The sequence below is a fragment of the Pandoraea morbifera genome (assembly GCF_902459575.1).
GTDB lineage: Bacteria > Pseudomonadota > Gammaproteobacteria > Burkholderiales > Burkholderiaceae > Pandoraea > Pandoraea morbifera.
Window position 1 is genome coordinate 111,676 of record NZ_CABPSD010000008.1, and the last position, 14,063, is coordinate 125,738.

At 66.6% G+C, this 14,063-nt stretch carries 12 protein-coding genes; 6 read left to right on the forward strand and 6 right to left on the reverse strand.

Going from position 1 to position 14,063, the window contains the following annotated elements:
- Window positions 1–97 precede the first annotated feature (97 nt).
- Entirely contained in the window at window positions 98–1,522 is a 1,425-nt protein-coding gene (locus PMO31116_RS14660; protein ID WP_150567358.1) for an MFS transporter, read from the forward strand.
- A gap of 109 nt (window positions 1,523–1,631) precedes the next feature.
- Window positions 1,632–2,885 (forward strand): Hsp70 family protein, encoded by a 1,254-nt coding sequence (locus PMO31116_RS14665; RefSeq protein WP_150567359.1) that lies wholly within the window; start codon window positions 1,632–1,634, stop codon window positions 2,883–2,885.
- Window positions 2,886–2,995: 110 nt separating this feature from the next.
- On the opposite strand, the gene PMO31116_RS14670 is transcribed toward PMO31116_RS14665, so the two are convergent.
- The 6 genes from PMO31116_RS14670 to zwf all read right to left on the reverse strand — a co-directional run bounded on the left by PMO31116_RS14670 (window position 2,996) and on the right by zwf (window position 9,815).
- Entirely contained in the window at window positions 2,996–4,495 is a 1,500-nt protein-coding gene (locus tag PMO31116_RS14670) for an AMP nucleosidase (protein ID WP_150567360.1), read from the reverse strand.
- Window positions 4,496–4,703: 208 nt separating this feature from the next.
- Entirely contained in the window at window positions 4,704–4,913 is a 210-nt protein-coding gene (locus PMO31116_RS14675; protein ID WP_023597227.1) for a dodecin, read from the reverse strand.
- 46 nt (window positions 4,914–4,959) lie between these two features.
- The gene (locus PMO31116_RS14680; protein ID WP_174971350.1) at window positions 4,960–5,559 is read right to left on the reverse strand and encodes a MarR family winged helix-turn-helix transcriptional regulator; all 600 of its coding nucleotides are present in this window, start codon (window positions 5,557–5,559) and stop codon (window positions 4,960–4,962) included.
- Between the two features lie 116 nt (window positions 5,560–5,675).
- The gene (locus PMO31116_RS14685) at window positions 5,676–7,577 is read right to left on the reverse strand and encodes a bifunctional transcriptional regulator/glucokinase (RefSeq protein WP_150567362.1); all 1,902 of its coding nucleotides are present in this window, start codon (window positions 7,575–7,577) and stop codon (window positions 5,676–5,678) included.
- The gene (pgl, locus tag PMO31116_RS14690; protein ID WP_150567363.1) at window positions 7,555–8,232 is read right to left on the reverse strand and encodes a 6-phosphogluconolactonase; all 678 of its coding nucleotides are present in this window, start codon (window positions 8,230–8,232) and stop codon (window positions 7,555–7,557) included. Before pgl ends, PMO31116_RS14685 begins: the two co-directional genes overlap by 23 nt.
- An 89-nt stretch (window positions 8,233–8,321) precedes the next feature.
- Window positions 8,322–9,815 (reverse strand): glucose-6-phosphate dehydrogenase, encoded by a 1,494-nt coding sequence (gene zwf, locus PMO31116_RS14695; protein WP_150567364.1) that lies wholly within the window; start codon window positions 9,813–9,815, stop codon window positions 8,322–8,324.
- A 305-nt stretch (window positions 9,816–10,120) separates the two neighbouring features.
- Here zwf and edd point away from each other — a divergent pair, with 305 nt between their 5' ends.
- The 4 genes from edd (at window position 10,121) to PMO31116_RS14715 (ending at window position 14,039) form a co-directional block, all read left to right on the forward strand.
- A complete protein-coding gene (gene edd, locus PMO31116_RS14700; protein WP_150567365.1) occupies window positions 10,121–11,968 on the forward strand; it encodes a phosphogluconate dehydratase in 1,848 nt (615 codons plus the stop codon).
- Between the two features lie 125 nt (window positions 11,969–12,093).
- Window positions 12,094–12,471, forward strand: coding sequence for a hypothetical protein (locus tag PMO31116_RS14705; RefSeq protein WP_150567366.1), 378 nt, complete (start codon window positions 12,094–12,096; stop codon window positions 12,469–12,471).
- 72 nt (window positions 12,472–12,543) lie between these two features.
- The gene (dapA, locus tag PMO31116_RS14710) at window positions 12,544–13,425 is read left to right on the forward strand and encodes a 4-hydroxy-tetrahydrodipicolinate synthase (protein ID WP_150567367.1); all 882 of its coding nucleotides are present in this window, start codon (window positions 12,544–12,546) and stop codon (window positions 13,423–13,425) included.
- Window positions 13,426–13,466: 41 nt separating this feature from the next.
- Window positions 13,467–14,039: a hypothetical protein gene (locus PMO31116_RS14715; protein ID WP_150567368.1), complete on the forward strand. Its 573-nt coding sequence runs from the start codon at window positions 13,467–13,469 to the stop codon at window positions 14,037–14,039.
- Window positions 14,040–14,063 lie beyond the last annotated feature (24 nt).

Here is a 14,063-nt window from a genome sequence, read left to right on the forward strand (position 1 = left end):
GCACCGTCCAACGCAACGATTTGAGGCAGCATGACGGTTTGTCCGCACGCCCGCGCGATTCGCGCGCCGGCGTGCCGTTTCGACCTGCACTGCTCTCATGTCCGACACCTACACTGACGGCATGCCCATGCCCGCCCGGGTCTGGGCCGTTGCGACCGTCATGCTCGCCATCTCGCTCTCGGTACTCGATGGCGCCATCGCCAACGTGGCGCTGCCGACCATCGCGCGCGATCTGAACGCCAGCCCCGCCACGTCGATCTGGATCGTGAACGCGTACCAACTCGCGATCACGATTTCGTTGCTGCCGCTCGCGGCACTCGGCGAAATCGTGAGCTATCGGCGCGTGTACACGTACGGTCTGGCACTGTTCACGCTCGCCTCGCTCGCCTGCGCGCTCTCCGACTCGCTCGTCACGCTCACGCTCGCTCGCGTTGTGCAGGGCTTCGGTGCGGCCGGCATCATGAGCGTGAACACAGCGCTGGTGAAGGCCATCTACCCGTCGCGCTGGCTCGGTCGTGGCGTCGCGCTCAACTCGCTGATCGTGGCCGTGTCGTCGGCGGCCGGACCCACGATCGCCGCCGGCATTCTCTCTGTCGCTCACTGGCCGTGGCTGTTCGCGGTCAATGTGCCGCTCGGCGTCGTCGCGTTCGCCATTGCGGTGCGCTCGTTGCCCGACAGCGTGCGCGCCTCGCACCCCTTCGACTGGACTGGCGCGGTACTGAGCGCCCTCACCTTCGGGCTGCTGATCTCAGGCATCGATTCGTTCGGGCACGGGCAGGAACGGTGGCTCGTCGCGGTCGAGCTCGCGGCCGCCGTGATCATCGGTACCATTTTCGTGCGGCGCCAGCGCCGCCAGCCGGTGCCGCTCCTGCCCGTCGATCTGCTGCGCATTCCGATCTTCGGGCTGTCGATCTGCACCTCCATGGCGTCGTTCTGCGCGCAGATGCTGGCATATGTATCGCTGCCATTCTTCCTACAGGACACGCTGGGCTTCGATCACGTACAGACCGGCCTGCTGATGACGGCGTGGCCGCTCACGATCGTGGTCGTCGCTCCATTGGCAGGGCGCCTGCTGGAGCACTACAAGCCGGGCTTGCTCGGCGCGGTCGGGATGGCCGCCTTTGCGCTGGGGCTGCTTGCGCTCGGCTTGCTGCCCGCCCATGCACACCCCATCGATATCGTCTGGCGCATGGCGCTGTGCGGCTTCGGCTTCGGCCTGTTCCAGTCGCCCAACAATTACGCCATGCTGATGTCAGCGCCGGCGCATCGCAGCGGCGGCGCCAGCGGCATGCTCGGGACGGCCCGCCTCACAGGGCAGACCACGGGCGCGGCGCTGGTCGCCCTCGTCTTCAGTGTCGCCCCAGACGGACACGGCACCCGTGCGTCGCTCTATGTCGCCGCCGTGTTTGCTGCGGTCGCGGCCGTGGTCAGCAGTCTGCGCACGCTGCCGGCCGCGCAGCCCGGCGCGGGATCGTCCGGAACTTCGGGGCCGACGCGCGCCCCCGGTTCACCGGACGAATGACCGGCCGCCGCCCCGCTGCCGCCGCACCCGGGCGGGTTCGACCGGACGCCCGCCCGGCCGTGCTACACTGCCGACCTTTTACGGCTCGCCTGCGCGGGCCGCAAATGCCATGAGTTTCTGCGCCATCGATTTCGGCACCTCGAATTCCGCCGTCGCCATTCAGAGCGGCGACGCCATGCGTCTGGTCGAACTTGAAGCCGGCTACGGCACCCTGCCCACCGCCGTGTTCTTCAATGCCGATGAAGGTGGCCGCGCCTCGTTCGGCCGACAGGCCGTGGCCGATTACGTCGACGGCTACGACGGGCGTCTCATGCGCTCGCTCAAGAGCCTGCTCGGTTCCTCCCTGATCGAAAGCACCACCGACCTCGGCAACGGCTCGGCGATGCGCTACATCGACATCATCGCCACCTTCCTGCGTCATTTGCGCTCGCACGCCCTGAAAGCGGACGGCGGCGACCTGCGCCAGGTGGTCATGGGCCGCCCGGTGTTCTTCGTCGACGACGACCCGCGTGCCGACGCCGCCGCACAACGCTCGCTCGAACAGAGCGCGCGCGACGTGGGGTTCCAGGACGTTCAGTTCCAGTTCGAGCCGATTGCGGCGGCATTCGACTACGAGTCGCGCCTCACGCAGGAGCAGCAGGTGCTCGTGGTCGACATCGGCGGCGGCACGTCGGACTTCTCGCTCGTGCGCGTGGGCCCGGAGCGTGCTCGCCGTCTGGAGCGCAAGGACGACGTGCTGGCCCACCACGGCGTGCACATCGCGGGAACGGACTTCGACCGGCGCATCGAGCTGGCCACCATTCTTCGCGAACTCGGCTACAAGGCCCTCGGCCCCGACGGCAAGGAAGTGCCCAACCGCATTTACTTCGATCTCGCCACGTGGCATCTGATCAATACCGTGTACACGCCCAAACGCGTGGGCGAGCTCGCGCTGACCGCGCATCTGTATGCGGATCCGGCGCACCACCGCCGTCTCATGCGTACCGTGGAGCAACGCCTAGGACACGCGCTCGTGGGCCATGCGGAAGACGCGAAGATCGCGGTCTCGTCGGGTGGCGAGACGTACATCGACCTGTCGGTGATCGAGCGCGATCTCGGCATTGCATTTTCCGAAGTCGGCCTGGTGGAAGCGGTGAGCGACGAGATCGCCAGCATCACGGCGGGCGCCGTGCACACGGCATCGCTGGCGGGGCTTCGGGCCGACGACGTCGATGCACTGTACTTCACAGGCGGCTCCACCGGCCTGCGCTGTCTGTCGGACGCGATGTGCGCCGCCTTCCCGAAGGCTACGCCCGTCCATGGCGACCGCCTCGCCAGCGTGGCGCTCGGCCTGGGCATTCATGCGAAGCGTGTGTTCGCATAAGCCGTGAGTCGATAGCGAACGACCGGTGAACAGCGGCGAATACCAGTTCGCCAATGCAAAAAAGCGCGCGACCGGGAGGCCTGCGCGCTTTTTTTGTCCGTCGACAGCCGTTACTGGAACGCGACTTCGTTGAAGCTTCGCAGCTTGCGGCTATGCAGTCGATCGAGGCCGTTGTCGCGCAACAGTTCCATCGCCTTCACGCCGATCTTCAGATGCTGATCGACCCGCTCGCGATAGAAGCGGTCCGCCATGCCGGGCAGTTTCAATTCGCCATGCAGCGGCTTGTCACTCACGCACAGCAAGGTTCCATATGGCACCCGGAAGCGAAAACCATTCGCCGCGATGGTCGCGCTCTCCATGTCGAGCGCGATGGCGCGGCTCTGGCTCATGCGCTGCACGGGCTCGCGGTGATCGCGCAGTTCCCAGTTGCGGTTGTCCACCGTCACCACCGTTCCCGTGCGCATCACGCGCTTGAGTTCGAAATCGTCGAGCTGCGTCACGTCGGCCACGGCGCGCTCGAGCGCCACCTGCACCTCGGCCAGCGGCGGCACCGGCACCCACAGTGGCAGGTCGTCGTCGAGCACGTGGTCTTCGCGAACATAGCCGTGCGCGAGGCAGTAGTCGCCCAGACGTTGCGAATTGCGCAGCCCCGCGCAGTGCCCGAGCATCACCCAGGCATGCGGGCGAAGCACCGCGATGTGATCGGTGATCGTCTTCGCATTCGACGGGCCCACGCCGATGTTGACCATGGTGATGCCCGTGTTGTCCGGGCGCACGAGGTGGTAGGCCGGCATCTGCGGCAACCGCGAAGGCGAAGTGCCCTCGGGCGGGCGCGCCCCGATGTTCTGGTTCCAGTGCGTGACATTGCCGGGTTCGACGAACGCCGTGTATTGGCTGCGGTATTCGCGCAGCGCCGGATCGTCGGTCTCGCTCATCAATTCCCGTCCCAATTCGACGAACTCGTCGATATAGAACTGGTAGTTGGTGAAGAGCACGTAGTTCTGGAAATGCTCGGGTGAGGTCGCCGTGTAGTGACGCAGGCGGTGCAGCGAATAGTCCACGCGCGGCGCCGTGAACAGCGCGAGCGGCAGAATCTCGTCGGGCAGCGGGTCGCGCGTGCCGTTCACGATACTGTCATCCATCGCCGCCAGATCGGGCACGTCGAACACGGTGCGCATGGCACGCAGGTGAGTCTGGTCGAGATCGCCCTCGAGGTACACACCGTCCTGATAGGCGAAGTGAACGGGAATCGGCTCGTCCGACACCCCCACTTCGAATGCCACGCCGTGGTTGTGCGCGAGGCGGCGAAGCTGCTCGATGTAGTAATTCTCGAACAGGTCGGGACGCGTGACGGTCGTCTGGTAGGTGCCCGGCCCCGACACGAAGCCGTAGGACAGGCGCTTGTCGAGCTGAGTGATGTCTTCGGTGGTGATGCGAATGAACGGGTAATGCGCGCTCACCCGCCGCGCGGTATCTTTCTGCGTCGAAAAGCGCTCGAACGCGGCGCGAAGGTACGCCGTGTTGGCGTCGTAAATCGTCTTCAGGTAGGCGACGGCTTCCACCGGATCCGCAATCGATCGGGTGGCATGGACCGGTTCTTGTTCGGACATGCGCAAACCTCTTCTGTCTTTTTCATGATCTCGAGTATGCGCCTATTGTGACACGACTATACGGCACCAGCGTATGCCTGCGACGAGGCGAATTCCCGTGACGATCCGCTTCGCATCGACACGGGAAAAGGCAGAACACGCGGGGTCTGGGGGCAGTCGCGGGACACGCATCCGGTCGGTGGCTCCGATGCCTGCGAACCTCGCCCGATCAGTCTTCCAGTCGCACGCCGACCTTGAGCGTGACTTGCCAGTGAGCGACCTTGCCGTCCTCGATGTGGCCTCGGGTTTCCGTGATTTCGAACCAGTTCAGGTTGCGCAACGTCTTGCTCGCGCGCTCGATGGCACATTTGACGGCATCGTCGATCGATTGCGTCGACGAGCCGGTCAGCTCGATCTGCTTGTACACGTGATTCGACATGTCAGTCTCCGGCGTCGGGTTAGGAGACTCCCATGCTAGGCGCGTCCTACCGCGGCCGCAAGTCGGTGCATTCCGACGGCCCGTCGTCGGGACCGTCGAGACGGTGCGCACTCGGGCAGACGGCAGCGTTCGAGGCCGCCGGTTCGCGATGCGGCCCATCGCTCGGCCCCTCGCGGCGCAACGCCGCAGGCACCACGGTGTCGAGCGGCATCGGCACGACATTGGCGAGATTTCGACGCACCTTCTGCAACAACTGCGTCAGTTGGACGCATTCGAATGCCGTGAGACCCTGCATCGCCTCGTTGCGCACTTCGTCCGAGAGCGCGCGGGCGACTTCGAGCTGCGCCACCGCCGCGCGCGTGACGAACAAACGTTCGATGCGAGGATCGCGCGCGTCCGGCCGGCGCCGTACCCACCCCGCCTCCTCCATGCGCTCGAGCGTACGAGCGAGCGTCTGCATGGGGGTCTCCAGGATGTCGGCCAGCACCGTCTGGCTCACGCCGCGATTGTCGGCGAGATAGACCAGCAAGCGGCACTGCGCGCGCGTGAGCGGCAGCGTGCGCTGCGCGAGCTGTTCGAAGCGGCGTCCGAACAGACGCTGGACGTCTGCCACGAGAAAACCGAATCGTCGGGCGGAATCGGACATTTTCATATGCCGCATTATGATAAACAGGTTTAGGAATTTCAAGCGACGTCCGCCGGCCGCCGTCTGAAACCGAATCCTGCGCAGTGCCCCTCGGCGCGTTGAGGCCCCGAGCCGCATCATGCGAGCTTCCTGGCAGGTTCCTGTCGGCTTGCGGTCTGCTTGCTGTCGGTATCCTGTCCGCTGCCGTGACCGAGCCAGTCGAGTGCGCCCTCGCCCCCGGCCTGCCCGCCCGGACCGGCGCGCCGGATCGCCACACCGACGGCCAGCACGTCGATGGCCGCCAGATGCAGTATCCGGGCGATCATCGTCACGTGCGCGCCCATCGTCTCGACGTGATCGTTCGGCAGCACCAGCGTGGCCTTGCGCGCCAGCGGCGAGTTTCGCGCCGTGAGCGCGATGACCTTCGCCCCGCGCCCCACGGCAATATCCACGGCACGATTGAGATCCGCCGAGCGGCCCGACGCGGAAATTGCCACCACCACGTCGCCCTCACCCAGCAAACCCGCGGCGGCCTGCAACAGATACGGGTCACCGTAGGCGATGGTTGGCATGCCGAAGCGGAAGAACTTGTAGTGCGCATCCTGCGCGATCACGCCCGAATTTCCCAGGCCGTAGAACTCGATGCGACGCGCCCCGTCGAGCAATGTGACAGCGGACTCGACCGTCCGGGCGTCGAGGTGCTCGCGCATCTGCAGAATCGACGAGACGGTGTTGTCGAGTACCTTGGCGCTGAACTCCGCCGCCGAGTCGCCCACGTGCACCTGCCCGTGGCGCACCGGCAACGTGCCGGTAAGGGCGCTCGCCAGCTTGAGCTTGAAGTCCGACAGGCCCTGGCAGCCGAGCTTGCGGCAAAATCGGATTACCGTGGGTTGACTCACTCGCGCCAGTCGGGCGATCTCGGCCACCGGTTCCGCCAGCAACGCACGCGGTTGCTTCAACGTGAGTTCGGCAACGCGCTGCTCCGCCGGACTCAGCCGGTCACGCAGACGATGCAGTCGGTCGATCAATGCCCCCGCGCCCGCCGCGTGCGTGCCGAGTTGTTCGGCGAGAATCGCGGACGTGCCGAGAAACGCCGGATGATCGGCCGTGATCACGTACGTCGGAATCTTCTTCAGATAGGCCTCGAAGCGCCCCTTGGCTTCGAAGCGCCGGCGAAACGGGGAGTCCTCGAACAGCTTGCCGAGCTTGGGGATCACGCCGCCGCCGAGATAGACGCCGCCGACCGCCCCCAGCGTCACCGCCACATTGCCCGCGAGGGTACCGAGCATCGCGCAGAAGCAGTCGACGGTCTCGCGCGCAAGCGGGTCGCCCGCATGCGCGAGTTTCGCAATCTCGGGGGTCTCGATCGCCGGCACCTCGCGGCCCTCACGCGCGGCCAGCGCCTGATAGACGAGCGCCATGCCCGGCCCCGCCACGAGGCGCTCGAAAGACACATGCGGAAAATGCGTCCACGCGTAGCGCAGGACGTCGATTTCACGCTCGTCGACCGGCGCGAACGTCGTGTGGCCGCCCTCGCTGCCCAGCGCGATCCACCGGTCCGCGGCCGGGATCAGTCCCGATACGCCCACGCCCGTGCCCGGCCCCAGCAAACCGATGACGCCGTTCGGACGCGGCTCGCCGCCCCCGATCTGGTGCTTTTGCGCGTCGCTAAGATACGGAAGCGCCATGGCCAGCGCGGTGAAATCGTTGACCACCAGGAGCGTTTCGAAACGCAGCGCACGTCGCGTGGCTTCGATCGAGAAGTGCCAGTCGCGGTTCGTCATGCGCACTTCGTCGCCTTCGATCGGGTTGGCGATGGCGATCGCCGCATGCCGCACGGGCTCGGCGTGATCGGCATCGTCGAGATAGGCGCGAATGACTTCGGGAACGCCGGCGTAATCGTCGCACGCGTAATCGCGAATTTCGACGAGGTCGCCCGGCGAAATTTCCAGGGCAAAGCGAGCGTTGGTGCCGCCGATGTCGGCAAGCAGACGCGGCCCGCTCAGATGCGGCGGATTATTCCTCACTCCAGAAGACATCGAGACTCACTCCTTCATGGTGGATCAGCCGGGAAATGGCGTTGTCCTGCACCTCGTCCTGCGCCGCTTCCAGTACGGCCCGCTTGGCCGGGCCCTGAATCTGCAGCATGAGCCGATCGCTGGCCGCGAGCGCCGCCAGCGACCATGACACCCGCACGTGCGGCGCGCGTTGCGGATGCACGAGCACGAACTTCTCACGGGTGGTGATCGCTTCGCGCCACTGCGGAGCATCGGCGAAGAGTGACGCCGTATGCCCGTCTTCGCCCATGCCCAGCACACACACCTGCGGCACGCCGTGCGTCCAGGTGTCGTTGAGCGTGCGCACCTGCAACGAGGCGTCCGTGCGCGTGTCGACGAGCGGCAACCAATGCGCGCCGCTCGCATGGGGCAGCAGCGTCTCGGCCACGAGCCGTGCGTTGCTCTCGTCGTGCGTGGACGGCAGCCAGCGGTCGTCGACCAGCGTGATGTCGACATCGCGCCATGCCACCGGGAGCCGGGCGAGTTGTGTGAGAAAGGGCCGCGGGCTTGTGCCGCCAGACACGGCGAGCAGCGCACGCGGGCGGATCGTCAAGGCTTCGTCGAGTCCGGCGACGACCGCGTTCGCGAGTGCCTGGGCCTGCGCTTCGCGGGATGGGAAAATTCGCCAGTGGATCATGGGTGTCTACCTCCGTTTGCGTTGGCGGTGGACGCAACGCGCTGCACGCAACAGCGCCGGGCGGCCGCCACCGCGCGCCGCGATCCGTCTCAGTTGTCTTCTTCCACCCAGCTCGTGCCGTACTGCGTGAGCAGCGCGCTCGCGGCAGGCGGCCCCCAGGTACCGGCGGCATAGCGCTTCGGCCCCTTGTGCTGGCGCGCCCAGTACGCCTGGATCGGCGCGACCCAGCGCCAGGCCTGCTCCTGTTCGTCGCGTCGCACGAACAGCGCCAGACGTCCGTTGATGACGTCGAGCAACAAGCGCTCGTAGGCATCCATGCGGTGCCCCTTGAAGAACTGATCGAACGCGAGATCGAGGTGAACCGATTGCAGGTTCATTCCCTCGCCCGGCTGCTTCGCCAGGCAGTAGAGGCGGATCGATTCGTTCGGTTGCAGACGAATGACGAGACGGTTCACGCCGGGGTGCGTCGTTGCCTCGCCGAGCAGCGGATACGGCGTGGCGCGATAGTTGACGACGATCTCCGCCACGCGCTCGCCCAGGCGCTTGCCCGTACGCAGGAAAAACGGCACGCCGGCCCAGCGCCAGTTGTCGATGTCCGCCTTCAGGGCCACGAACGTTTCGGTCTGGCTGTCGGCGGGCACACCCGGCTCGTCCAGGTAAGCGGATACGGCCGACTTGCCGATGGCCCCGCCGCCGTATTGCCCGCGCACCACGTTGCGGGCCACGGACTCGTCGTCGAGCCGGCGCAGCGAACGCAGCACGCGCAGCTTCTCGTCGCGCACGGCATCGGCGTCCATCGACAACGGCGGCTCCATCGCCACGATGGCCAGCAGTTGCAGCAAGTGGTTCTGCACCATATCGCGCAGCGCGCCCGTCTGCTCATAGAACTCGCCGCGCCCCTCCACCCCGATCTCCTCCGCAATCGTGATCTGAATGTTCTCGATCAGGTCACGCCGCCACAGCGGTTCGAAAATGGCGTTGCCGAAACGCAGCGCGAGCAGGTTCTGCACCGCCTCCTTTCCGAGGTAATGGTCGATGCGGTAAATCTGGTCTTCGCGGAAGATCCCACCCACGGCGTCGTTGATCGCCTCGGACGATGCGAGATCGTGGCCCAGCGGCTTCTCCAGCACGATGCGCCCGTTCTCGTTGAGCCCCACGCTCCGCAGCCCTTCGCAAATCGGAATGAACAACGATGGCCCGGTGGCCAGATAGAAGATGCGCACGCCGGGTCGTTTCGCCAGCCGTGCGGCCAGCACGTCGAATTCCGCCTGGCGCCCGAGATCGAGCGGCATGTAATCGATCGTCGCCAGAAACCGCTTCCACGCCGCCTCGTCCCACACGTCGGGCTTGATATGGCTGCGCACGTGCGCCTCGCACCAGGCGTGGTAACCGGCGGCATCCATCGGTTTGCGGGAGACGGCCAGAATGCGGCCGGTGGCGCTCGCGTCCGGGTCATCGACCGGAGCGTCGGAACCGAGCTGCCCCGTGCGGAACGCCCGGAACAGCGAAGGGAGCACCTTGCGCAGCGACAAATCGCCGGTGGCACCGAACAACACAAAGGTATAGGGTGAAGGCGTATGCATGGCAGAGAGGATGGCACCGAAAGAGCGCAACTTTGACACTGCATTGTAGTTTAACTACACTGCAAATCAACCAAATCTCGTGCTTTGACTACGCCTCGAGGCCAGCATGACGAGGCCCGGCGGCGCGGGATGAGCCCGCCCGAAGCAGACGCCGCCGGCGCACGTCCCGCGTGGGTGAACTTGAGGCTCGAGTGGCCGAAACACGCGAAAGGCTCGAAAGCCCCGCAATCCCCGGAAGGCCAGGCATCCACGGAAGACCCGAAACATCGGAATCCCCACAAGCCCCACAACGTCCCGGAATCAACATGACCCAGTCTTCGCACAACGTGTCGCTGCATCCGGTGGTCAAGCGCGTGACAGCGCGCCTGATCGAGCGTAGCCGGACGTCCCGTCAGGCCTATCTGGAGGGCGTGGACCGCGCCGCGCAGGGACAGCCCGGACGGGAGAGGATCGGATGCGCCAACCTCGCTCATGCGTTGGCCGCGGCGCCCGCCGACGACCGTCTCAGGATCCGCTCCGAACGCACCCCCAACATCGGCATCGTCACCGCCTACAACGATATGCTTTCGGCGCACGCGCCGTTCGCCGAGTTCCCCGACATCATCAAGTCGGCGGCGCGCTCGCATGGCGCAAGCGCCCAGGTGGCCGGCGGCGTGCCCGCCATGTGCGACGGCGTGACGCAAGGCTATGCCGGCATGGAACTGTCGCTCTTCTCCCGTGACGTGATCGCCATGGCGTCGGTGGTCGCGCTCTCGCACCAGATGTTCGACGCGGCCATGTTCCTCGGCGTATGCGACAAGATCGTGCCGGGTCTCGTGATTGCTGCACAGGCGTTCGGCCACCTGCCCGCCGTGTTCAGTCCGGCCGGCCCCATGCCCTCGGGACTGCCCAACGACGAGAAGTCGCGCATCCGCCAGGAGTACGCCGCGGGGCGCGTCACGCGCGCCGCGCTGCTCGACGCCGAACTCGCGGCCTATCACGCCGAAGGCACCTGCACGTTCTACGGCACGGCGAACAGCAACCAGATGCTCATGGAATTCATGGGCCTGCATCTGCCAGGCGCGTCATTCGTCAACCCGCATACGCCGCTGCGTCATGCGCTCACGCAAGCCGCCACGGCGCGCGCGGTGGCCCTCGCGAAATCGGGCATCACCACGTCGCAGATTCTCGACGAGCGCGCTTTCGTCAACGGCGTGGTCGGCCTTCTCGCGACCGGCGGCTCGACCAACCACTCACTGCACCTGGTCGCGATGGCGCACGCGGGCGGCATCCTGCTCGACTGGCAGGACTTCGCGGATCTCTCCGACGTCACGCCGCTACTCGCTCACATCTACCCGAGCGGCAAGGCCGACGTGAACCAGTTCCAGGCGGCGGGTGGGCTGAATTTCCTGATTCGCGAACTGCTCGACGCCGGCTTCCTGCACAACGACGTGACCACGGTCATGGGGCACGGTCTGCGCGCGTACACACAGGAAGCCTGCCTGCGCGACGACGTGCTGTGCTGGCAGGACGCCCCCGCCGAATCGCTTGACGAGAACATCGTGCGTCCGGCCTCGCGTCCGTTTGCGCCCGAGGGCGGCCTGCGCATGCTCGCCGGCAATCTCGGACGTGCCGTCATCAAGTCGTCGGCCGTCAAACCCGAGCACCAGAAAGTGCGCGCACCGGCACGTGTGTTCTCGGATCAGGAGTCCGCCCAGGCCGCGTTCAAGGCGGGTGAACTGACGCGCGACGTGGTCGTGGTGGTGCGCTTTCAGGGGCCCCGCGCGAACGGCATGCCGGAGCTGCACAAGCTCATGCCGATGCTCGGCCTGCTGCAGGACGAAGGTCACCATGTGGCGCTCGTGACCGACGGCCGGATGTCGGGCGCGTCCGGCAAGGTACCCGCCGCCATTCATCTGTCGCCCGAAGCCGAGCAGGGCGGCATGCTCGCGCGCGTGCAGGATGGCGACATCATCACCATCGACTGCGAAAAGAACCTCCTTCATTGCGAAATCGACGACGCCACACTCGCCGCACGCCGCCCGGCGTCGCCGCCGCAACGCCCGTTCGATCCCTGGCGCAACGTCTTCTCGCTGTTCCGCCGCAATGTCGGCGCCGCGCCGCACGGCGCCTGCGTGCTCTTCGACGACGCCGAGTATCCGAAGGACAGTTGACGACGACGCCTTCGCGTCGCGTCGCATTCGCCGCACCAGGGCGTCAGGAAATCTTGACGCCTTTTTTATTCGTGCGTCCCTAGACTGGCTTCGTCGTCACTTCCGTCGTCATCCGACACGTTGCCATGCCCACGCTTGCCCAGCCCGCCAACCTCGAACCTCCCGCTGCCAACGCCGCGATGCCGCGCATCGGCGGCATGCCCGGCATCGCGGCCAAGCGCAACATCGCGCGTCAACGCAATCGCCACAGCCCCCGCGTTCGCCTCGACGCGACGCTCGACATCACACTCAGCCGCACCGCTGTCTCGACGCTGGCGGTCACGCTCGCCATGCGCCTGCCCCCGCCCTGGCGCGTCGAGACGATTCGCCCGATCCGGCGCGATACGGCCGCCGTGGTGTCGATTGCCTTGCCGCGCGTCGAAGCCTCGCACGCCATGCATGCGGTGATGCAGTCGCTGCCCGAGGCCGAATTCGGCGTGCTGCGACTGCGCCCCGCCGCCTGACGTCCGGCGCGGACCGCCTGTAACGATCCTGTGCCATTGCGCCAGCCGTCCCCTTAATTCGCCACCCATCCTATGCATTCAACCCGCTTTCTCGGCGTGTGGATTCCGCTCGTCACGCCCATGACCGGCGCCAACGGCGACCGGATCGATCGCCACGCGTTCGCACGCCTCGTGGACTACTACCTCGCCGCGGGCGTCGACGGCCTCGTGGTGGCCGGCACCACCGGCGAAGGCGCGCTGCTCGACGACGAGGAGCGCCGCTGGCTCGTCGAAGCCGCCTGCCATCTCGCTCGCGGTCACGCGCCGATACTCGCGGGTATCGGCGCGGCCGACACGAGCCACGCCGCGCGGCAGATGCGCCAGCTCGACGATTTGCCCCTCTCGGGGTATCTCGTCTCGCCGCCCTACTATCTGCGTCCGTCGCAGGAGGGCATCCTCTGGCACTACCGCGCGCTCGCCGCCGGCACGCGCAAGCCGATCGTGCTCTACGACGTGCCGTTGCGCACCGGTGTGGCGCTCGACGTCGAAACGATCCGCGAACTGGCGTCGCACGAGCGCTTCGCGGCCATCAAGGAGTGCGACGCCGATGCGCTTGTGCGTCTGCCGTCGCAAGTCGACCTGCCGGTGCTGTGCGGCGACGACCTGCAACTGCTGCCCGCATTGCAGGCCGGTGCGACGGGCTGCATTTCGGCCGCCGCTCATGTGCGGCCGGACCTGTTCCTCAAGCTCCTGCGCTATGCGCGCGACGGCGACATGGTGCACGCGACGGCACTGTTCAACGGCATGAAGCCCCTCATGCGGCGGCTGTTTGCCGAGCCCAATCCGGTGGCGATCAAGGCCGCGCTCGCCTCGCTCGGACTGTGCGCGCAGACGGTGCGCCGCCCCCTGATGCCGTGCACGACGTCGCTGCGCAAGGAACTCGATGCGCAACTCGAAGTGACCATGGCCTTCTGACGCGGCTCGACGTCGCCCCTCTCACCCACACACCCATCGCCATGGACGACCTCGAACGCCATCACCGCACCGTTGCACGTCTGCTCATCAAGCTCTCCGGCACCACGCTCGCCCGGCTCGCTTACGCGACCGGCATCGCCGCCGGCACGATTTCCCGCTGGGTGCACGGCGACGGTTGCGCCCTTGGTGCACAGCGCCGCGACCGACTCTTCGCCGCGCTCGGCGCACGCACCGACGGCACGAATGTGCGCCTGGCGGCGCGCGCGACCGGCGCGTCGCAGCCGATGTTTCAGATCACCGGCATCTTGCAGGCCGAACGGTTCGCCACCCTCGCCGCACTGACCTCGACACGGTTCGTGGCCGCGCGCGAAACCTGCCAGGGCCGCACGCTCGTCAGCGTCGTCACCGATGTGACGGGTTGCACGACCGCCCTGCTCGTGGGCACGCGCGAAGCGCTGGACGAGCTGTATGCCGAACTTGACATCTCGGTACCGCCCAGACGTCGCCTGGCGCCGTCGACGCATGCGGGCCGTCCAGCTCGTCCGGATCGTTTTGAGGCGGAACTCGGCGCGTCCGCCTGGCCCTCGCACACGTTGCGCCCACGCGCCAACTGAATCGGATCGGTGCGCAGGGCGTGC